Origin of the sequence: Nostoc sp. JL33 (assembly GCF_017114985.1) — a bacterium.
Lineage (GTDB): Bacteria > Cyanobacteriota > Cyanobacteriia > Cyanobacteriales > Nostocaceae > Nostoc.
In genome coordinates this window covers 36,416-56,562 of sequence record NZ_JABXKP010000024.1, presented here as the reverse complement: position 1 = coordinate 56,562, position 20,147 = coordinate 36,416, and the positions used below count along the sequence as shown (strand labels likewise).

Annotated in this window: 28 protein-coding genes and 1 pseudogene; 17 read left to right on the top strand and 12 right to left on the bottom strand. The window is 41.0% G+C overall.

Annotation, left to right across the window (positions count from 1 at the left end; genetic code table 11):
* Positions 1 to 79 precede the first annotated feature (79 nt).
* Together HWQ23_RS05905 and HWQ23_RS05900 are read left to right on the top strand one after the other, a co-directional pair.
* Complete coding sequence (locus HWQ23_RS05905) at positions 80 to 982, top strand: ROK family protein (protein ID WP_292824897.1); 903 nt, start codon at positions 80 to 82, stop codon at positions 980 to 982.
* 3 nt (positions 983 to 985) lie between these two features.
* Positions 986 to 1,621, top strand: a complete 636-nt coding sequence (locus HWQ23_RS05900) for a type I restriction endonuclease subunit R (RefSeq protein ID WP_292824894.1) — start codon at positions 986 to 988, stop codon at positions 1,619 to 1,621.
* A gap of 62 nt (positions 1,622 to 1,683) precedes the next feature.
* Here HWQ23_RS05900 and HWQ23_RS05895 read toward each other — a convergent pair whose 3' ends face one another.
* From HWQ23_RS05895 to HWQ23_RS05885, 3 genes are all read right to left on the bottom strand, one after another.
* On the bottom strand, positions 1,684 to 2,247 hold the full coding sequence (locus HWQ23_RS05895; protein ID WP_292824891.1) for a Uma2 family endonuclease: 564 nt from the start codon (positions 2,245 to 2,247) through the stop codon (positions 1,684 to 1,686).
* 79 nt (positions 2,248 to 2,326) lie between these two features.
* Entirely contained in the window at positions 2,327 to 2,749 is a 423-nt protein-coding gene (locus HWQ23_RS05890; RefSeq protein ID WP_292824888.1) for a hypothetical protein, read from the bottom strand.
* 139 nt (positions 2,750 to 2,888) lie between these two features.
* Positions 2,889 to 4,526, bottom strand: a complete 1,638-nt coding sequence (locus HWQ23_RS05885) for a CTP synthase (protein ID WP_292824885.1) — start codon at positions 4,524 to 4,526, stop codon at positions 2,889 to 2,891.
* A gap of 84 nt (positions 4,527 to 4,610) precedes the next feature.
* Between HWQ23_RS05885 and HWQ23_RS05880 the strand changes: the two genes are divergently transcribed.
* The 8 genes from HWQ23_RS05880 (at position 4,611) to HWQ23_RS05850 (ending at position 9,005) form a co-directional block, all read left to right on the top strand.
* Complete coding sequence (locus HWQ23_RS05880; protein WP_292824882.1) at positions 4,611 to 6,386, top strand: N-acetylmuramoyl-L-alanine amidase; 1,776 nt, start codon at positions 4,611 to 4,613, stop codon at positions 6,384 to 6,386.
* Between the two features lie 109 nt (positions 6,387 to 6,495).
* Entirely contained in the window at positions 6,496 to 6,687 is a 192-nt protein-coding gene (locus HWQ23_RS05875; protein ID WP_292824879.1) for a hypothetical protein, read from the top strand.
* A 42-nt stretch (positions 6,688 to 6,729) separates the two neighbouring features.
* A complete protein-coding gene (locus tag HWQ23_RS33385) occupies positions 6,730 to 6,807 on the top strand; it encodes a DUF2283 domain-containing protein (RefSeq protein ID WP_365740624.1) in 78 nt (25 codons plus the stop codon).
* Positions 6,808 to 6,943: 136 nt separating this feature from the next.
* Complete coding sequence (locus tag HWQ23_RS05870) at positions 6,944 to 7,099, top strand: hypothetical protein (RefSeq protein WP_292824876.1); 156 nt, start codon at positions 6,944 to 6,946, stop codon at positions 7,097 to 7,099.
* Between the two features lie 128 nt (positions 7,100 to 7,227).
* A complete protein-coding gene (locus HWQ23_RS05865; protein WP_292824873.1) occupies positions 7,228 to 7,626 on the top strand; it encodes a type II toxin-antitoxin system RelE/ParE family toxin in 399 nt (132 codons plus the stop codon).
* A complete protein-coding gene (locus HWQ23_RS05860; RefSeq protein WP_292824871.1) occupies positions 7,610 to 7,936 on the top strand; it encodes a helix-turn-helix domain-containing protein in 327 nt (108 codons plus the stop codon). Before HWQ23_RS05865 ends, HWQ23_RS05860 begins: the two co-directional genes overlap by 17 nt.
* 203 nt (positions 7,937 to 8,139) lie before the next feature.
* Positions 8,140 to 8,550: a hypothetical protein gene (locus HWQ23_RS05855; RefSeq protein ID WP_292824868.1), complete on the top strand. Its 411-nt coding sequence runs from the start codon at positions 8,140 to 8,142 to the stop codon at positions 8,548 to 8,550.
* 11 nt (positions 8,551 to 8,561) lie between these two features.
* Positions 8,562 to 9,005, top strand: a complete 444-nt coding sequence (locus tag HWQ23_RS05850) for a type II toxin-antitoxin system VapC family toxin (protein WP_292824865.1) — start codon at positions 8,562 to 8,564, stop codon at positions 9,003 to 9,005.
* Between the two features lie 49 nt (positions 9,006 to 9,054).
* On the opposite strand, the gene HWQ23_RS05845 is transcribed toward HWQ23_RS05850, so the two are convergent.
* Both HWQ23_RS05845 and HWQ23_RS05840 read right to left on the bottom strand, forming a co-directional pair.
* Positions 9,055 to 10,350, bottom strand: a complete 1,296-nt coding sequence (locus HWQ23_RS05845; protein WP_292824863.1) for a hypothetical protein — start codon at positions 10,348 to 10,350, stop codon at positions 9,055 to 9,057.
* A gap of 73 nt (positions 10,351 to 10,423) precedes the next feature.
* Positions 10,424 to 11,599 carry a hypothetical protein gene (locus tag HWQ23_RS05840; protein WP_292824860.1) on the bottom strand — a complete coding sequence of 392 codons (1,176 nt, stop codon included), beginning with the start codon at positions 11,597 to 11,599 and terminating at the stop codon, positions 10,424 to 10,426.
* Positions 11,600 to 11,631: 32 nt separating this feature from the next.
* Between HWQ23_RS05840 and HWQ23_RS05835 the strand changes: the two genes are divergently transcribed.
* Both HWQ23_RS05835 and HWQ23_RS05830 read left to right on the top strand, forming a co-directional pair.
* On the top strand, positions 11,632 to 11,775 hold the full coding sequence (locus HWQ23_RS05835) for a hypothetical protein (RefSeq protein WP_292824858.1): 144 nt from the start codon (positions 11,632 to 11,634) through the stop codon (positions 11,773 to 11,775).
* A gap of 37 nt (positions 11,776 to 11,812) precedes the next feature.
* Complete coding sequence (locus HWQ23_RS05830; RefSeq protein WP_292824856.1) at positions 11,813 to 12,085, top strand: hypothetical protein; 273 nt, start codon at positions 11,813 to 11,815, stop codon at positions 12,083 to 12,085.
* Between the two features lie 193 nt (positions 12,086 to 12,278).
* Here the strand turns inward: HWQ23_RS05830 and HWQ23_RS05825 are convergent, their stop codons facing one another.
* The 5 genes from HWQ23_RS05825 to HWQ23_RS05805 form a co-directional block, all read right to left on the bottom strand.
* The gene (locus HWQ23_RS05825; RefSeq protein ID WP_292824853.1) at positions 12,279 to 12,476 is read right to left on the bottom strand and encodes a type II toxin-antitoxin system HicA family toxin; all 198 of its coding nucleotides are present in this window, start codon (positions 12,474 to 12,476) and stop codon (positions 12,279 to 12,281) included.
* The gene (locus HWQ23_RS05820; protein WP_292824850.1) at positions 12,476 to 12,718 is read right to left on the bottom strand and encodes a DUF1902 domain-containing protein; all 243 of its coding nucleotides are present in this window, start codon (positions 12,716 to 12,718) and stop codon (positions 12,476 to 12,478) included. The genes HWQ23_RS05825 and HWQ23_RS05820 overlap by 1 nt, the downstream gene beginning before the upstream one ends.
* 71 nt (positions 12,719 to 12,789) lie before the next feature.
* A complete protein-coding gene (locus HWQ23_RS05815) occupies positions 12,790 to 13,011 on the bottom strand; it encodes a hypothetical protein (RefSeq protein WP_292824848.1) in 222 nt (73 codons plus the stop codon).
* Positions 13,012 to 13,047: 36 nt separating this feature from the next.
* Entirely contained in the window at positions 13,048 to 13,848 is an 801-nt protein-coding gene (locus HWQ23_RS05810) for a Uma2 family endonuclease (protein ID WP_292824845.1), read from the bottom strand.
* Positions 13,849 to 14,241: 393 nt separating this feature from the next.
* Positions 14,242 to 14,751, bottom strand: coding sequence for a pentapeptide repeat-containing protein (locus tag HWQ23_RS05805; protein WP_292824842.1), 510 nt, complete (start codon positions 14,749 to 14,751; stop codon positions 14,242 to 14,244).
* Positions 14,752 to 14,903: 152 nt separating this feature from the next.
* Here HWQ23_RS05805 and HWQ23_RS05800 point away from each other — a divergent pair, with 152 nt between their 5' ends.
* On the top strand, positions 14,904 to 15,071 hold the full coding sequence (locus tag HWQ23_RS05800; protein ID WP_292824839.1) for a hypothetical protein: 168 nt from the start codon (positions 14,904 to 14,906) through the stop codon (positions 15,069 to 15,071).
* An 86-nt stretch (positions 15,072 to 15,157) separates the two neighbouring features.
* Positions 15,158 to 15,685: a YraN family protein gene (locus HWQ23_RS05795; protein ID WP_292824836.1), complete on the top strand. Its 528-nt coding sequence runs from the start codon at positions 15,158 to 15,160 to the stop codon at positions 15,683 to 15,685.
* Between the two features lie 379 nt (positions 15,686 to 16,064).
* On the opposite strand, the gene HWQ23_RS05790 is transcribed toward HWQ23_RS05795, so the two are convergent.
* Positions 16,065 to 16,454, bottom strand: coding sequence for a hypothetical protein (locus tag HWQ23_RS05790; RefSeq protein ID WP_194042057.1), 390 nt, complete (start codon positions 16,452 to 16,454; stop codon positions 16,065 to 16,067).
* Between the two features lie 245 nt (positions 16,455 to 16,699).
* On the opposite strand from HWQ23_RS05790, the gene queA reads away from it, so the two are divergent.
* Both queA and HWQ23_RS05780 read left to right on the top strand, forming a co-directional pair.
* Entirely contained in the window at positions 16,700 to 17,890 is a 1,191-nt protein-coding gene (gene queA / locus HWQ23_RS05785; protein ID WP_292824903.1) for a tRNA preQ1(34) S-adenosylmethionine ribosyltransferase-isomerase QueA, read from the top strand.
* Positions 17,891 to 18,116: 226 nt separating this feature from the next.
* Positions 18,117 to 18,737, top strand: coding sequence for a serine O-acetyltransferase (locus HWQ23_RS05780; RefSeq protein WP_292824833.1), 621 nt, complete (start codon positions 18,117 to 18,119; stop codon positions 18,735 to 18,737).
* Positions 18,738 to 18,757: 20 nt separating this feature from the next.
* Here the strand turns inward: HWQ23_RS05780 and HWQ23_RS05775 are convergent.
* Positions 18,758 to 18,922: pseudogene (locus HWQ23_RS05775) on the bottom strand (TrkH family potassium uptake protein); the annotation flags it as partial.
* A 237-nt stretch (positions 18,923 to 19,159) separates the two neighbouring features.
* Between HWQ23_RS05775 and HWQ23_RS05770 the strand changes: the two are divergent.
* Positions 19,160 to 19,999, top strand: coding sequence for a methyltransferase domain-containing protein (locus tag HWQ23_RS05770; protein WP_292824830.1), 840 nt, complete (start codon positions 19,160 to 19,162; stop codon positions 19,997 to 19,999).
* Positions 20,000 to 20,147: the final 148 nt, after the last annotated feature.

Below are 20,147 nucleotides of genomic sequence, written 5' to 3'. Positions count from 1 at the left end.
GAATAGGGAATAGGGAATAGGGAATAGGGAATAGGGAATAGGGAATAGGGAATAGCTGTTCACCAATACCTAATGACAAATGACAAATGATAAAATTCAAGTAATTGGCATTGATGTGGGGGGAACAGCAATTAAGCTGGGGCGTTTTACAGCTGATGGTACTTGTCTGTTATCTTTAACTGTGGCATCTCCCCAACCGACAACGCCGGAGGCGGTGCTGGCGGTGATCGTAGATGCGATCGCTGAAATTGACCCAGATAATCAAACTGTTGCTATTGGTGTTGGTACTCCAGGACCTGCCGATGCAAGAGGACGCATTGCTAAAATCGCGATTAACTTACCTGGATGGATCGATGTGCCTTTAGCAGACTGGTTAGAAACCAAAACTGGTAAACCTACTGCGATCGCTAATGATGCTAATTGCGCTCTTTTGGGAGAAGCTTGGTTGGGAGCCGGTCGCTACTTTCAAAATCTGATTCTGCTAACTTTGGGAACTGGGGTTGGTGGCGCAATTATCCTCGATGGCAAACTATTTGTTGGACATCAAGGAGCCGCAGGCGAATTGGGTTTAATTTCATTAAATCCTGATGGCCCAATTTGTAATAGTGGCAATCAAGGCTCTTTAGAACAATATGCCTGTGCTACTGCAATTCGCCGCCGCACTCTCAAGGAACCCGCCAAATTGGGTGTTCTTGCCCAACAAGGAGATGCCGCAGCATTGACTTTTTGGCAAGAATATGGTAAAAATTTGGGAATTGGTTTGACGAGTTTGATTTATGTACTCACACCGCAAGCGATCGTCATTGGTGGCGGCATCAGTGGCAGCTTTGAGTTTTTCTTCCCAGCAGTGAAGGCAGAAATTGAGAAGCGAGTGCAGCCTTTATCACGAGGGGGTTTACAAATTTTGCCAGCAGAGTTAGGCAATTTGGCTGGGATAGTGGGTGCAGCAAAGTTAGCATTGCAACACTATTCCGGATTTTAGATTATGGTTCAAACAATCCCAGCCAGAGACATTAGTCTTTACGAATTAGAAGAAAAATTTGGTTTGCAACTTGCCACAGACAGCAACTTTTTTACAGAGTGGACAGAAATACCAACTCTGACTGATGGTGAAAAGCAAGCGATCGCACGAGTCAAAAGCAACTATTTAAACTTGAATAAGCACCGTCTGATGTCAGAAGAGGCGGTAAAGATGGTAGTGCTGTCTCCTTTACTCGATTTAGCTGGCTTTTACCAACCTCCTTTTGAGATTGAAACCGAGACTTCTGTTGAGATTTCTGCTGAAGACGAGAGCTTTATCGTTAAAGGAAACATTGATGTTCTTGTCATTCAAAAACGTTTTTGGGTACTTGTCATTGAATCTAAAAGCAGTAAATTTGATGTGATGATAGCCCTACCTCAAGCACTAGCTTATATGCTTGCTCGTCCAAATCCTGCACAACCTACTTTTGCTTTACTAATCAACGGTAGAGAATTTGTTTTTGTGAAATTGATTCAACAAGAACATCCTTGGTATGCACGATCTGATGCGCTATCAATTGAACGTGATTCCGAACTACACCAAGTACTCAGTATATTGAAACGCCTGGGAGAATTAATTGTGCTTTTACCCCCTGAATGACCAAATTGTTTTTTTTGGGACAATGCGGTAAGCAAAGTCATGCCATCAGGCTTATGGCCTACCTATACTTGCAACTCAAATCCAGGTAATATATCTTCTCCAGAAAGAATCGCTGGCATTTGAATAACTTCTACAGCTTTCAAAAGTCGGTAAATTTCCACTTGGTTATCTTGAGGATTAATTAGCCAACCTAAACGCAAACCATTTTCTATGTATTCCTGCATTTTCCCTTGGATAGGTGCAAGACGATCTGTCTCCGAACGCAGTTCAATGGCAAAATCGGGTACAAGTGGCGGAAATTTTTTTCGCTGTTCTAGTGTTAAAGCTTCCCACCGTTCCAACTTTACCCAAGCCGCATCAGGGGAACGTTTTGCACCATTTGGAAGTATAAAGATAGTTGAAGAACTAAAAACTTTGCCTAATTTAGCTTGACGATTCCAGATTTCTAAATCGGTGATTAGTCCAGCTTCTTGATTTCCGCTTTCTCCTCCTACTGGTGGCATAATTATTAATTCTCCGGCTGCATTCATTTCCAGGCTTAAATCGCTATTGGCAACACATAATTGATAAAATTGCTCATCGGTTAAATGAGCAATCGGTTCTAGATTAAGCACAACAGTATTCATTGAATCTTTCCTCGTGCCTTTATTGCTAACATCGTTACCTTTAGTTAAAAGTTTAGCAGGGGTAAGTTTCTCGTTCACACTAAGACAAAGAATATCCTGTTGCTTTCTTAACGTATTGCACCACTTTTTGATAGGATTCAGGATTACTCACAGGGTTGATGATGATGGGGATAGTGCCATCTGGCAACCAAAAAGTTATCCTACCGTTCGGTTCATGACAAAAGGAACTGATGCAGTTGAGATTAATTACATATTCGTTTTTTTCGTAAATTATTTTCACCCAGTGGGCATGATCTAATTTCAACCCCGTCACACATTCTAAATAATCGAGAATCTTTTGATAGTCTTCCAAGTTAGTTTGCGGGTTAATCACTATCGGAATCGCACTATCGGGTAACCAAAAAGTAACCCTGCCATTTACTTCATAACAAAAAGCATGGACACGCTCAAAATTCACTACATATTCTCTCCTCTCGTAAAGGATTCTCACCCAGTACGTCACAACATCTCCTCAAGTCTGAAATTTACGAATGATGCACCCTGTATGTCCAAATCTGCTGAAGCCTTAAGTTAATGTTGCTATGCACGAATTCAAAATCTAAAAAATTAATTTTGAATTATGAATTATGAATTATGAATTGTTATGACACCTCCAATGGTGTTGGTTTACCAGATGTCGAGAGAGAAAGAGCGATCGCTGCTTGAATGAACCCTTTAAATAAGGGATGAGGGGTACTGGGGCGCGATTGAAATTCTGGATGGAATTGGCAAGCAAGAAAGAATGGGTGCTTGGGTAATTCCACAATTTCAACTAAGCGTCCATCCGGAGAAGTACCACTGATCATATAGCCAGACTTTAATAACAGATCGCGGTAATCATTGTTGAACTCATATCGATGCCGATGTCGTTCATAAATCACATCTTCTTGATAAAGCTTGAAAGCCAGAGTATCAGGTATAACACGACAAGGATATAGTCCCAAGCGCATTGTACCCCCTAAATCAACGACTTCCTGCTGTCCTGGCAATAAATTAATCACCGGAGCAGTTGTATAGGGGTCAAATTCAGCACTATTAGCATCTGTTAATCCCCCTACGTGCCTAGCCCATTCAATCACAGAACATTGCATTCCCAGGCATAAACCCAAAAAGGGAATTTGGCGATCGCGGGCGTATTTAATCGCGGCAATTTTCCCATCCACCCCCCGAACACCAAAACCTCCTGGTACAACTATGCCATCGACACCCTGAAGATAAGTTTCGGCTGGTTCAATTTCCAAATCTTCTGAGTTCACCCAACGCAGACGCAGTTTGCCATAGGTGGAGATTGCAGCATGGTTGAGTGCTTCCACTACAGATAGGTAAGCATCACTTAACTGCACATATTTACCAACAATGGCAATTTCTACCTCGTGCTTGGGACTATGTAACCGTTTTACCAGGGTTTGCCACTGCGTCAAATCTGGTTTGCGTTGCTCCATTTGCAGCAAGTTCAGCACTTGTTCTGCCATTCCTTCCCGTTCCAGATTTAGCGGTACTTCATAGATACTTTTGGCATCTTGGGAAGTGATGACGCATTCTTCGGGCACATCGCAAGATCCAGACAATTTCTGCTTTAATCCCTTGGGTAAGGGGCGATCGCTCCGACAAACTAAAATATCTGGTTGAATGCCAATGGATCTCAGTTCCTTAACTGAATGCTGGGTTGGCTTAGTTTTCATCTCACCCGCAGAGGCAATCCACGGTACTAGCGTTACGTGCATATACAGCACATTCTGCCGTCCCACCTCTTTGCGGAACTGGCGAATTGCTTCCAAAAACGGCAGTGATTCAATATCTCCCACCGTACCGCCGATTTCTGTAATCACTACAGAGGGGTTTGTACTTTTGGCAACTCGTAGAATCCGCTCTTTTATTTCATTGGTAATATGAGGAATTACCTGCACAGTCCCGCCATTGTAGTCTCCGCGCCGCTCTTTATTGATGACTGCCTGGTAAATCGAGCCAGTAGTAACGCAGTTCAATCGCGACATCGAAGTATCGGTAAAGCGTTCGTAATGCCCCAAGTCCAAATCTGTCTCCGCACCATCCTGGGTAACGAATACTTCCCCATGCTGAAAGGGACTCATTGTGCCAGGATCGATATTGATATAAGGGTCGAGTTTGAGAATCGACACGGAATATTCGCGCGACTTGAGCAAACGCCCTAGACTTGCTGCTACAATGCCCTTACCAATACTGGAAACTACGCCTCCAGTTACAAAGATAAACTTAGTCATAGTAGTTTGAATTTCTAACAACTTCTAAAAATACATCCCGTCATTGTGCCACAGTTGTTGTGGTTTAATTTTCTGTGATTTGCTGTGAAAAACCTTTTAGGATTAGTAATAATAGGCTGTATTCTCACCTCCTCGGTAACATTGGCAGAGCCATCTCTTATAGTCGTTTTTCCCAAAACAAACTACCAGACGAGTGCCCAAAAAATCTTTTTTCTGGGCACTGCACCACCAGATGGTCAGGTTTTGATCAATAGTAAGCCAATTAACCGCAGCAAAGCTGGTCATTTTTCCCCTAGTTTCCCCTTGCGGTTGGGGGAGAATCTTTTTACTGTGCGTCACGACAATCAAGAACTCCAGATTAAAGTGACAAGGCTTAACACTGCTCCTGAGTTACCAGAAGGTTTAGGCTTTGTTAAAGATTCACTGACTCCCGCAGCTGACATTGCCAGACTACCAGGAGAACTAATTTGTTTTAGCGCGTTAGCGAAACTTCCTCAAGGGGTCACACCCCCTAACGCCAATGTTTCTGTTAAGTTGGCTAATCAAACTATTGCCCTTTCAGCTCAACCTCAACAGGCACAACTACCAAGTAATTTGGCAGTTTTGACAGGGCAAAATCAGCCTTATGCCCAGTCTAGCTTAGGCAATTATCAAGGTTGTACCACAGTGGCAACAGCTGCCGATTTGGGACAACCTCAGTTTCAACTGACGCTCAATGGGAAGACGATAACTCAGCCAGGATCTGGTAAAATTCAAATCCTTTCAAGAGGAGAGTTGCCAGTTGCTGAGATAACGGCAGACGCAGGCGTTACTCGCACTGGCCCGAACACCGATTTTTCTCGACTCACACCACTGCCCAAAGGCACACGCGCAACAGTAACAGGTACCGAAGGTGAATGGTTGCGCCTAGACTATGGCGCTTGGATTAATAGTAAAGAAACGCGCATTTTACCTGGTGCAATTGAGCCACAGACAATAATTCGCAGTGTCGGATACCGTCAACTCCCTGGTGCGACAGAGATAGTTTTCCCCTTACAAGTTCCTGTACCTGTGAGTGTGCAACAAAGTGAGCAAGCGATCGCTCTCACTCTCTACAATACCACTGCCCAAACCGACATTATTCGCCTGGATGATGACCCCCTAATTTATCGCCTAGATTGGCAACAGGAAGCTCCAGGACAAGTAAAATACACCTTTAACCTCAAAAAAGCTCAACAGTGGGGATATAAGCTAAGATACGACGGTACAACCCTGGTTTTGGCTTTGCGTCATCCGCCTAAAATCGGGAACACAAGACGCAAGCTTTTAGCTAATTTCAAGATTGTACTAGATCCAGGGCATGGTGGTAAAGAAACTGGTGCCAGTGGCCCAACTGGATATTTAGAAAAAGATGTGAATTTGGTGGTATCGAAGTTGCTGCGCGACGATTTGGTGAAGCGAGGAGCAACTGTGGTGATGACGCGGGAGGACGATCGCGAACTTTCCCTAGTAGAACGTCAGGCAATTATTAGTAAAGAAGAACCATGCATCGCTATTTCCATCCATCATAATTCTCTACCCGATGATGGCGATGCCGAGAAAATCAAGGGATTCGCCGCCTTTTGGTATCAACCCCAAGCCCACAACCTGGCAATATTTTTACAGAAATATGTAGTTAAAAAACTCGGCAGACCTTCTTATGGTGTGTTTTGGGATAATTTAGCGCTGACACGTCCGACTGCTGCACCATCGGTATTGCTGGAATTGGGTTTTATGAGTAATCCCGATGAATTTGAGCAGGTGGTGAACCCAGAAGAACAGAAGAAAATGGCAAATGCGATCGCTCAAGGAATTACTGAGTGGTTTAGGAGTGTGCAGTAAATTTGGAGGTACAACACTAGTTGTACCCTCATTGTATTTGGTGGAGTGCGATCGCTAGAGGATCTCGAAAAGGCCAAGCTGGAAGATGAATTGATGGAGGTAATTTGCAATGGCGAAGAATAAATCAGCGATTCTTGAAGCCGTTCACGAAACGGCTACGGGGCTGCACAAGGCTGGACTGATGGATCAAACTACATTGCGGGAATTCGACAGTCTGTGTTTGTCTGAGATTGAACCGCTAGAACCTAAGCAAATTAAGGAAATACGCGAATCATTGCCGAAAGCGAGACAGAGATTGTAGTGATTACTGTGTATACATTTTATTTTTAAGGAAAGTGACGCGATGAAAATTAGTTATGACCAAGAAACTGACTCTCTTTATATTCGCCTAGTCGATGGATATCATGAATGTCGTAAGTAGAGCGGCGTGAATAATTCAAGGTTTGTAGTAAGGACTTTAGTCCTAATTTGAGGGCTGAAGTCCTCACTACGAACTCATCTCAATATTTTTTACATTACTTAATCTACTTTGATTTATTCTCACCTACTTACTTACTTTGCGATTAAATGATGAAATAGCACTAAATATTGGTGCGGGTGAAGTTTTAGTTGGTGTAGAAATTCTTGATGCAAAAGAGGTTATTGGATCGGGTCAGTTGCCACAAGTTGTTCTAGAGAATATCCCATTTCAGATTGTATCAACGGCAGCTTGAAGCCATAGAAAGTCTAGTTCTGAAGTCACTTGCAAGATTTAAACAGTATTTGATGGTGATAGATTAATTTTGATCCAACCAAATTACTTATTGACATAATATGCCAGTTTTAGCATAATTGAGATTGCATGAGTGAACAACAAGAAAAACCCCTTAAATGGATTGCAAGCGCTCTTGATGATTTAAAGGAGTTTCCTGAAGATGTACAAGATGTAATGGGTTATGCTCTGGATTTGGCACAACATGGTGAAAAGCATCCTGATGCAAAACCTTTACATGGATTTTCAGGGGCTGGCGTTTTAGAAATTGTAGATGATTTTGATGGGGATACATACAGAGCAATTTACACTGTTAAATTTGCAGGAGTTGTTTACTTATTGCATTCATTTCAAAAGAAATCAAAACATGGTATTGCTACACCGCAACAAGACATAGATTTGGTTAAAAAGAGATTAAAAGACGCTCAGGAAGATTATTCAACGGAAACAGCTAAAAAGAACGGGGTAAAAAATGAGCAACGAAAATAATGTTTACGTTAGTAGTGGGAATGTGTTTGCTGATTTAGGATTACCCAATCCCGAAGAAAGACTAGTCAAAGCCGAACTTGCCCGTAAAATTAGTGAGATAATTGCTGCTCGTAAATTAACACAAGTGCAAGCTGGTGAAATTTTAGGAATTGATCAGCCTAAAGTTTCTTCATTAATTAGAGGACGATTAAGCGGGTTTTCAATTGATAGATTGATTAGCTATTTGAATAGTTTTGGTAATGATGTAGAAATCACGATTAAACCCAAACCTGAAAATTGCCCAATCGGACGCACAACAGTAGTCTGTTAATAAAATTATTCCAGAAATGCGTGTGCTTTTTCATAAGTCTACTTTTGAATATTCTTCGGCAGCGTCAATATTCAGCGATCGCTATTTTTTAGCTAGTCCCTGCTCAATGTTGCGATCGGTCTTTGTTCAGCAATCGATGAGAAACCATTCCTACTGTACCAATTGAGTAAAATGAAAGTTCAGTTGTTCCTGCGAGGTGTCCGATGACTATCCTTGACCGCCGCCGTCAACTTCAACAACAGATTGCTCAACTTCCAGATGACCAACTGACTCAGGTTGAGCAATATCTAGCATTTCTTGGTTTTCAGAAAACAGTTCTATCTCAATCAGAAGTGACCAAATCACCTTCCACTGGAGCTTCGATTCTGGCATCTTTAGAGCAAGCACAGACTCCGCCCAATTCTCCTCTGGAGGATGAGATCCTAGCACAACCACCTGAAGATTTTGCTGCTAAGATCGCTGAAATCAAACAACGTGGCGATCGTTCTCAATCTGTGATCCGACGAGGTTCTACAGGTCAAAACTTGCTCAAATTTGCTGGTACTTGGCATGGAGACGACTTAGAGGAGTGCCTAGCATTTCTTGATGCAACTCGCTCAAAGGCGAAGTTTTAAGCCAATAATTTATGTATTTGCTGGATACCAATCACTGTAGTTATCTCATTAACAACAACCCTCAAGTTGTCGCAACTGCTCAAAGCTATGCTCAAGATCCTTTTGGGATTAGCATCATTAGCTATGGTGAGTTGCTCTACATGACGGAAAAATCAGAGCGTCGAGAGATGAACTTACAAGTGGTTCAAGCATTCCTGACAGAGATTGATATCTATCTGATCAACAAAGAAATAGCTGAGATATACAGTCAACTGAAGAACCGCATTTTTCGTCAATTTGCCCCAAAAGAAAAAAACAAACGCCGCAGTACCCGCATTCAGGATCTCGGTTTTGATGATAATGATCTATGGATCGCCGCAACAGCAATTTATCATAATATTACTCTCGTCTCTGCTGACAGCGACTTCACCAGGATTCAGCAAGTTTACACCTTTTCAGTCGAATCCTGGATTTAATTGCTTTACCTAGTATGCTGAACTAATAAATTAATACTGATTCATACAGTCATTTAGCAAGTCCAAAATTTTTATACTCCCTAATATACTTAAATGGAAAAGGGATTACGGTACTTTGCCCTGTGCGGACAAAATCAACATCCATAGTTTGAAGGAGTTGTCTGAATATCAGTTTCGAGTCATTTACCGCAACGATTTTACGAAGATGACACGCATCTTTGAAAGAATAATCTTTTACATTTTGATCTCCCACGAAATAATATGCTTCTTTTTCAGTTTCGCCGAAATATTTTATATTGAGAGAAGCATCAAATAAATCTTCGAGGTTTTCCTTCTGTTTTGAAAAAATCAGCCTGATATGATATTTATTTAGAAGATAGCTCCGTAATTCAGATGCAACAGTTGAGTTTTTTCCTAGCCTTTCATTCAGAAGTTTTTTGAAACTTTTTTTATTTATTTCATTGCTACCCAAAATTTCCAATTCATCGGAAAATCTCACAAGTTCTTCATTATCTTTCCTAGAACTTTCAGTCATAAATTCTTGTATCAAGGCTGCCAAAGCGCTTCCACTTCGCTTATTTTCGGGAAACTCAGTTTCGACTTCGTTGATAATAGCTTCAATTTTAGAAAGCTCAGGAATGGTGATTTCATCGCTACGGAATATCTGATTTATATCACCTGTATCAGAAATAACAAGACCTTCCAATGTCCTGGTTTTATCTCCAGAGCTACTATCTATCATAGCATCTTTATATTTGTCAAATTTTTCCCAGTTAAATATACCTCGATCTTCTATTTCAGAGAATTCAAAATTACCATTTGGTTGGATTTCCATAAAAATAACGTGATTTCTCTCCTCATCCCAAGCAGCAAAAGTCCAAACTCCTTTTAATTCAAGTTTAGCCCAATCAAACAGGTTCAATGTTCGAGAGCTAATATCACGTTTTATAAGCTGTTCTTTTATAATTGTTTTAACAATAGCGTCAGAGACATTTCTGCTTGATTCAATTGTGAGGTGCTGCCGTCGAAATTCATCTGTTGAAGGTAGATATTCGTCTTCCTGTCCCATCTTTTCATAAAAGTCGGCATCATGAATAATTCTAAAATTTAGAGCGTCTCTTTTATCACGTTTACCAACAGTAATTAAGTTTTCATGAGTGATATAAGGAAGAAAGAATTGTTTCAGTGTCATTACTAAATCAGCAGACTCTTCATCATTCGCTCTATCAACTATATGTATTGCCTGACGATCAAGTTTTGAGTGAAGTTGTTTTGGATTTTTAAGCAAGGTGCTTGTAAGTGGGAAGTTGTCGTCGATTTCACGGCAATAAAAATTAACATCCATATATTTCGATAGATGTTCATGAATGCTTACCATAATATGGTGAAAAACACCAGCGCGACTTTTATAAAATTTATCAATACTTCCAAACTCTAGAAATGGAGTAGGTTAAAAATCCGGTGATCTTACTAAGTAGCTTGTGAATATCAACACCAGTTGGTTCTGTTTTAGTATCAGAAGCCTTAATCCAATTTGTAAGGTTTTGTGAATCTTCAATAATCTCGATACGCTGATGACGATCCATCACATTATGGAATTGATAGTCATAAAACAGAAAGTTCCTTTTCTTTGTAGAAAAGTCTTCATGAGATTTACAGGTATGCTGTAATTTATATGTGGTGAATATGTCATTAGCTTTCTCTCGAAAGGTTTCAATCCGTTGTCGCGGGGATAACCAATTTTTACCGTCAGATTTTTTATTGAACCATTCAGATTCTTTAACAAGGACTTTAGGAGATTCGTTTTGCATAAGATGGCCATGAATATTCAAGAATAAATCAAGAAGATCCACTCGATGCTGCAAGCCTGCTTTAATGATATTGTTGAGTACAGCTTCTTTGGTCGTATCAAACTCATCAATAAAAATAAGTGCTTGATCAATAAACCGTTCATTAAAGTAATATGAATTCTCAACAAGTGTCGTATTTTGGGCGACGAACTTATCTATACTAAGGAAAAAAACAGTTTTCTCATCTGTAAATACTGCGGGATATAATTTTCCAATCCATTGATAGTCTTGATCATTCTTTATAGCTGAAAGGCGGTCTTTTTTTGTTTTGAAATTATTCTTCAATGCTTCTCCAATAGTTTTTCGGAATTTTGGCTCAAGATTTTTGCGAATTTCTGTTTCCCAGCTATCTTTAACTTCTTTGGGAAGTTGACGTTCTTGGAGTACTTTTATATGAGACTTTAATTTTTTATAACTTTCTGTCTTGAATTGATCAGGAATTTCATCATCAATTGCGAGTAGCTGTTTAATAACTATGTCAACATTATAATTAATAAAAAGAACATACTTGTCAAATTCATCTTCCTTTCCGTCAGCAATAAAACGCTTTTTAAGTTCGGAATGTGGCAAATTTTTCTTGAGGTTGGTAATAAACAGTATTTTCCTTTTTTGAGCAGCAAATTCCTCGTAATTAGAATAGATAAAGTTGAGAACATTGTATGTTTTACCAGAACCAGTTGGCCTACTCAGGAGCAGCAGTCCAGGATTAATTTGTCTACAGTATTCGTTTAATATTTGTTCCATATCCCTGATAACCTTAGTAAAGTTTGAGATGCTTGGATGTCAATGATACATCTTACATCTATATGGCGATCGCCAACTATGACACCAGTATTAGCAGTAAAAGCAGAAGTAAGCAACTATCTCAGTTAGCTCATATTAATGCCCATGTAACATTTTGGCGCGATGCTTTACAATGAAGTGAAGAATCTAGCAGCTTCAACAGGGGATTTATTTATGTCCCACCCGACGCTCAGTAGCCAAGAAGTCGCCCGACGTGGAAAGGAACTCTATCAAAGAAGTATCCGTGCCAAAGTTGAGACACAAGAGAACATTGGCAAAATTATCTCGATTAATGTTGAAACAGGAGATTACGAAATCAGTGATGATTTAGTCGAAACGAGTCTTCGATTACGATCCAAGCAAACCGATGCAGCAGTCTGGGGAGAAAGAATTGGTTTTAATGCCGTTTATGCAGTTGGTGGTACATTGCTCAGGACGGCACACTGATACACGGCACTGTAGTTAGACTTCAGGCTTTCTTATGGTTTTCATTTGAACACAGATGCGTTAGCGAAGCTTACCGAAGGTATCGCCTCCAGTGAAATCATAAGCATTCTTAATCATCTCATATTTTGGCGCGATGCCTGCGGCGGGCAACTCTTGGAGAGGCTACGCCAACGCCTACGCTCTCCTCATAAACTCAAAAATGCTTATCTAAACCAGCTTGTTTCAATACTCCATTTGCAGTATGACGTGATTTTATTTTACTATCAACTACAAAGTTATTATCTGTAATTGGGCTATACCAAATTTCATGATCTCCTTTCCCTTGCCTTTGAAAATAACATCCGGCTTCTGTTAAAAGCTTTTTAACTTCAGGAGTAAAGGAAACACTCATTAGCCAGCCACTTTGATTGATTCATGACGATAGGTTGTTAAGTATAAATCAATGTAATCTTTCTTGCCAGATTCAACTCTATTTAATTCAAGAAGTTCTGGAATCATAGCTTTGAGTTTTGCTGTTAACACCTCAATAGTAGAAGCTTCTGTAACCAACCCAGGTAGATTATCACTGCTAGCTACCCAAACATCAACCTCAGAATCCCAAAAAGCGCTTACGTTGACAGTAAAAGTATTCATAGTTCGCTTTTTTAGCTATCGCACGTATGTAAACAATTTTAATTCAGAACTTTGAAAATTTTGCAAGTAACTTACAAAATCAGATACAATCTTGACTTGTTATCAGATGCGTAGGCGTAGCCCGTCGTAGACATCGCCCCACTGCCAAACCCAAAAGATGGAGCCATGCAGAAGATAGCAAAAACAGCCCTCAAGTTATTGAAAGGTGCGTTGGCGTAGCCCGTCGTAGACATCGCTGATTTGCCTACTACGGTGAAGCTGGTTGAAGTCTGTGGTAAGCTTTTGCCTATCATTACTAAGTTTTTCGGCTTACCATAACTTAGTAAATATTACTCTACATCTGGATCGATACCCATTGCCCTGAGCCGTTCTGCTAATTGTGCAGCTTTTTGTTCAGCTTGCTCGGCTCTTTGCCTTTGCAACTCAGCTTCTTCTTTACCAATCAGTAATAAATTTCCCTCTAAATCCCACCAGCGCAACCAAAATTGCTCAGGATTATTCAAGTAGTTTCCCTGCCATAACCCTAGTTCCACTCCTAAAGGAGGAATTGGGTAGTGGCCTCGCTCATTCGGCTGCATTTTGTGGTAAGAAAAATCTACCAGGTGATAAACCTCCAGTTTGTCATTACTAATTTCATAAATGGCATAGTAGGGAATTCGGATTATTCGCTCATATACCCAGAATTTACCTACTTTTGCGCCTTCCCGACTACCAGCTAGAGGTAAAGGGGTGACATCTCGTTCTTCATCGCCATTACCACTAGCTAGTTCTATAGCAATCAATGGCGGTATGTATTCCCGCCATAAAACATAGGAGCGACGGTTTTTGCCATCTAGCCTTGCTGGTACACCAGGGACATAAAACCAATCCGGTGCTGCTGCTCCTTTTTCTGGTGGTTCAGTCTCTCGCCAATAAATACCACAATCTTGACCAATGCAATACTGTCCATCTGGATGTAGGCGTTGCAAAACTTGAGCAATTGAGTCTGTCAAAATGACGGTTTGGGGATGCTCTTGAAAATTATTGCCTTCGGCACGCTCCGCGAACACAAACGTACCATCAGACTCTGGTAGCTGAGTGTGATCGGGAAACTGGGGCGGTATGGCAATATCAGCACGTATTTCACTCATGCTTTGAAAAGTATTGCAGCTATTTATCTAGTGCTTTACGCTTGTTATAAGGTATTAAAAATTAGTATAACACCTTGCTATATCTTGATTTCAGTGCTTGTACAGTGCCAGAATTCCTTGGATTGCGAAGAAATATATGAAATCTGATATTTTGAAACTGTATGTATTTTAAAATAGGTGGCATAGTGAGAGCGATCGCTATTTTTTTGAGTAATGGCAGTGCGATCGCCCAAGATGCACAAAAGATATATCACTATTTTATAAGTAAGGAATGGTAAGTAGGGACAGAGGAGGAGAGGGGAAATAACCAATGCCCCATGCCCAATACTTCCGCTCCCTTCAACTTACTTAGACTACGGTCAGTACAATTGCCCAATGCCCAGCTAAAAAATACTAAGGACAAAACAACGTGTCACGCGTATCTCGTCCTGTAATCGGATTAGTTCCTTTGGCAAGTTTGCACAATTTTTTTTGCTCATCGGAACGCAGCAGCGTATCGGTAAAATCTGCCCCGTCAATGATTGCACCATCAAATCTGGCGTTAGCAGCAAAGGCACCCTCCAACAGTGCATTTGTCAAATTTGCTCTGACTAAACGAGCCGAGTCTAAAGTGGAATTTCTCAAGTCAGCTCCCTCCAAATTCGCAGACTCCAAATTTGCTGCAAAGAAACTGACACCGTTCAAATTAGCATGGCTGAAGTTACTCTGGCGAAGATTAGCTTTGGTAAAGCTGGAATCTGTTAAATCACGTCCTGAGAAATCAGCGTCAACCAAAATTTCTTTATTATATTCAAGTGCCAAAGCTGTGGGAGCAAAACCGGCCGTTGCGGTGATGCCAACTATTCCCCACAGGAATAAGCTGAGTATGCTTGCCCAAATTCGGACGCTTAACTTAGAATTCATACTATTTTTAGCCAATGGCGAACCCTCCTCTATCTCATTATCCTTGAGTCAGAGATGTTAGCGCAAAAATCCTTTAAAAATATTTTTATGAATACTAATTCAAGTTCATACGATGATTTGAACGTTGCTTTCGCACGACTTCAGGCTATCCAGTGGGATACGCTGGGAATGGTCTTCCTGACCCTTATGAACCGTTCATCACCTTTCTGGAATGCCGTGGTGGCATATATGTCGAGCATCACTATTTTATGGATATTTACCCCAATTATGATCAGTTTATTTTGACTGTTGGGAATGCCACGCCAGGAAGGAAAGAATAAGCACATTATGGGAGTATGATTTTGGGTAAGTGCTAGAAACTCTTATTTTCCTGTTGAATTAAATAACCGAGAATACTAAAGTTTATATGCATTGTCCAAATAGTGGTCAATTAGGAGAAGACCTAGTAGCCCAATGGTTGCAATCTACAGGTTGGATTATTCTCCATCGTCGCTTTTCTAGCCGTTGGGGAGAAATCGATATCATTGCCCAACATGATGGAGAATCTGGGGAAGCAGAGGAGCAGAAAGAGAACTTCTCACGGGCTAAACAACAGCTATCCGCTAACAGGACTCAGCACTCATTACTAGCATTTGTTGAAGTCAAAACCCGCAGTTCAGGTAGTTGGGATGCAGGGGGAAGAAGTGCAATCACCCCAGAAAAGCAAGCAAAAATCTGGCGTACAGCTGGAATATTCTTAGCCCAGTATCCTGAGAAGGCAGATTATTCTTGTAGATTTGATGTTGCTCTTGTCTACTGTCAAAGGATATCAAAAAATCTGACTAATTTTACAGCAACCCCGGAAGCTCTAGCTACTTCATCAGCAGCCGGACACAAGTTTAAGCTGCAAGAATATATTCTTGCAGCTTTCGACTCTTTAATTGATGATGGTTAATCGACATAGGAGTGAAATTAAATATGCGTTACCCAGAACGCTTATAGAGACGTAGCACTGCTACGTCTCTACATTCTTTTTCACCAGATGGTTAATCGGTAATGGATAAAAATGTTAATTACAAAGAAAGGCAGGGGGCAGAAGGCAGGGGGCAGAAGGAAGAAAACTTTAGTTCTGGGTCATTGCGTAGTCAAAAAAAAGAATTGGATCGAGCGTCCAGTGCTGCAAGATACAAAGCGCCCAGGCGAGCCGCTCTGCCTTCGATCTTGCTACAATCCCATATTGTTAAACATGGGTTCCTCCTGCAATAACTGCCTCCTTCCTCCTGCCTCCTGAACAATGACCAATAATTTTGTAGCGGCGTTACAACCAAATAGGATCACGCCAAAGTTTCTGGGCAGTAGCCTAAGCCCCGGACAAACTGTTGCCGGAACGCCTCAATTTCATCTCTCTCTGGGCTACCATGAGAGACGATCGCTACTTGATAGCGACGCATCACGTCTACAGGGCACTGTCCCGCTTCCAAACTCCAAAGTGCCATTTGCACCCTCATTGGCGGTTCGTAGCTAATTCCTAATTCATTTAGGAAAGCCCGAAAGTCTCCATCCTCTTGAGACGAGACTTGACCTTTGAGTTTGATCCTAACCACCCAGCCATCAATTTGATGAATTACGGTGACGAAAGAAACTGGTGTCTGAGGTCTAGCGTGCAGGTGTTGAACGACCCTCAGGGTTAGACTGGCATTTGCCAGATAGTACAAGTATTCCATGTTTGTTGGTGCTTGGGATCAAAGCCAATCCTACATATCTATATTCGTCAATCAATGTCTGTTCCCGGTAGGGTAAAATCCCCCCTTTTTTGATGGGGAGGTTTACCCAATTTTTATGTTAAGTTTTACGTGTTACTTAATAGTAACAATCTTATAGCCTAGCGAGAAAATTGAGCGAAGATGCCTTAAAGTTCCTTTACAAGGGAAAGCTCAAACCAGCTTTTTTAAAAGAGTATAAATACTAAATAAAGCAAAAACTAGTACAAGCGAATTTGAAAGACACCTCTGGCCCACAAGAAAAAGATTTTGAATTAGATTGCTCGGTAGCTGGCTATGACTACAAACTACCTCCAGAACTCATTGCCCAAAACCCAGCAGTTCCTAGAGATAGCTCACGGTTACTCGTGGTTAATTCTCCCACCACAGGCACCGAAACAGCGCCCCTACACCACATTTTCCATGATTTGCCTGCGCTGCTGCGTTCTGGTGATTTGTTGGTTATGAACAATACAAAAGTTATTCCAGCGCGGCTTTATGGTCATAAATCCACTGGTGCTAAAATCCAGGTGTTGCTGTTGGAAGAACGGGGGTATAACTGTTGGTTAGCTTTAGTTAAGCCAGGAAAAAGCTTTAGACAGGGAGCGAAGATTATTTTTGATGTCAGGCAATTGGGGATTAAGGATTGGGAAAATTTTTCCGCAGTACCCAGCCCCCAACTCACGGCTACGGTTCTAGAAACAGACGCAGCAACGGGAGGGCGTTTGTTACAATTTCATCTGCCAGAGGGAAAGTCTTTGGTGCAACTGTTAGAGGTATTCGGTGAAGTACCGCTACCACCGTACATCACTGCCTCAGAAGCTGCTGATGATCAGTATCAAACAGTTTATGCTAAACAGCCAGGAGCGATCGCAGCTCCTACGGCAGGATTACACTTTACAAGAGAATTATTACAAAAGTTGCGCGATCGCAATATCAATCAAGCTTTTGTAACGCTGCACGTTGGTGTAGGCACATTTCGCCCTGTAGAAGTGGAGGACGTAACTACCCACCACATGCATGAAGAATGGATTGAAGTTCCAAGAGCCACAGTAGAGCAAATCCGCGCCACTAAAGCAGCTGGCGGTCGAATTATTGCTGTGGGAACAACGGCAGTACGTGCTCTAGAAGGGGCGGCTCAATCTGGGAATTTACAACCATTTTGCGGCAAAACAGACTTGTTTATTTATCCTGGCTACCAATGGCGGGTGGTGGATGGTTTGATTACCAATTTTCATTTGCCGCGTTCCAGTTTGCTGATGTTAGTAAGTGCGCTAATTGGCAGACAACGGTTATTGAATATATACAACGAAGCGATCGCTTTTGGATATCGTTTTTATTCATTCGGCGATGCCATGCTAATTTTGCCGTCAGCCATAAGAGTCCTAAGCCAGGCGTGAGGCCAATAACGTTTGCTGAAGTTTTAATCCGTCCACTGCGATTATTTGTGGGTTTTCTAGAAATGTTCCTGGGGTTTTAACTGTCATAAGCTATAAACTTTTGTAAACAAGAAGAATGAGGAAATTACCGAGTTCGGTATATTCTACTTGAGTTAATTTAGAGTTGGTGCTATTCAGAAAACTTGACTTTTTTTAGAGAATTAGAATATCGAATACGAGTAATTTTATGCGTGGTTTCACAATTAAATTGGTCAAAAATATTCAACAGATAATAGCTGTTCCAATGCTCATATTGTTTATCGTTAGTACAAATAAAAAAATAATTGTCGTGGATGTAAGACGATGGGCAAAGATAGTTGAGCTACTTGATACTTCTGACTGGGGTAACTTACTATATTTGCTGTATAAATATCCAGAATTTAGAAATCTTTACTATTACAGAATTAAAAAAGGAAACTTTCTTGGATTGGTACTCATGCATATTATAAAATTCTTTTATAAAGAATGCCCAAGCCTATTTTTATATTGCGATAGCATTGGTTCTGGGCTATTTATTCAACATGGATTTAGTACTATAATTTCAGCAGAAAGTATTGGGGAAAATTGCTGGATTAATCAACAGGTTACAATAGGATATAACAGTAAAAAGGAACGTCCTACAATTGGGAACAATGTAACGATAAATGCAGGAGCAAAAGTGATTGGTAAGGTAACTCTCAATGATAATGTCACAGTAGGAGCGAATGCAGCCGTAGTCAAAAATGTTCCCAATAATTGTGTTGTTGTCGGTGTTCCAGCTTATATAGTCAAGAGAGATGGTCTGAAAGTAAAAGAGCAGCTGATTTGAACTAGATCCTAAAAATGCCTAACTACTGATAAACCTGTGACACAAACTGCGGATGTGGATGTGAATAGCGCCACAATCAGGTTATTCCACGTACCATTGCTAGTCGAAAAAGGCATCATCAGCAGTATAGTACCCACAGCGATGACAGCCAGAAATCCCAAACAAATTGTGCGAGCAACAGTCATAATTAACTTAAAATTTAAAATTAAAAAATTCAATCATGTTAGGTATCCCGAAAAGATCAAGTATGCAAGTGAGAGCAAAAGCAGCTTATTAAGGTAAAATTAGTAAATTTTTCAGGGGAGAGAAACCGAAGTTTATTATCCCTGCAAACCAAAACCCCTATTTTAATTAAAAACACACATGATACCCTATGTGTATGTTTTTTTTAAATTCGGCTTTGTCTTAACACTGCTTTTTTCATGAGTGCAACACTTTCCGAGCAAATTCAGCAATTTTACGATGCTTCCTCTGGTCTGTGGGAACAGATTTGGGGCGAACACATGCACCACGGCTATTACGGCGCGGACGGTACCCAGAAAAAAGACCGCCGTCAGGCTCAAATTGATTTAATTGAAGAACTACTCAATTGGGCAGGGGTACAAACAGCAGAAAATATCCTAGATGTAGGTTGTGGCATTGGCGGCAGTTCTTTATACCTCGCACAAAAGTTTAATGCTAAAGCTACAGGGATTACACTGAGTCCTGTACAAGCCGCCAGAGCAACGGAACGCGCCTTAGAGGCTAATTTGATGAGAACACAGTTTGAAGTCGCAAATGCTGAAGCGATGCCTTTTGCTGATAATTCTTTTGACTTGGTTTGGTCGCTAGAAAGCGGTGAACACATGCCAGATAAAACCAAGTTTCTCCAAGAGTGCTACCGAGTATTGAAGCCTGGTGGCAAGTTAATTATGGTGACTTGGTGTCATCGGCCAACTGATGAGTCCCCATTAACTGCGGATGAACAAAAACATTTGCAGGATATTTATCGGGTGTATTGTTTGCCTTATGTGATTTCTTTGCCAGAGTATGAAGCGATCGCGCATCAACTACCATTACATAATATCCGCACTGCTGATTGGTCAACTGCTGTCGCCCCCTTTTGGAATGTGGTGATTGATTCCGCATTTACTCCCCAAGCGCTTTGGGGCTTACTAAATGCTGGTTGGACTACCATCCAAGGGGCATTATCACTGGGATTAATGCGTCGCGGTTATCAGCGTGGGTTAATTCGGTTTGGCTTATTGTGCGGCAATAAGTAGGGTAGCACAGCCTTAATGGTGGGAATTTTAATCGCAATTGCTTTCTCATTGTGATATTTTCAGTAAGCAAAAAGGCATATTGCTTTCTCAAAATGCTTGATTGCTTTCTGATTTCGGTAGATTTAGCAAGCAAAAAGGCATATTGCTT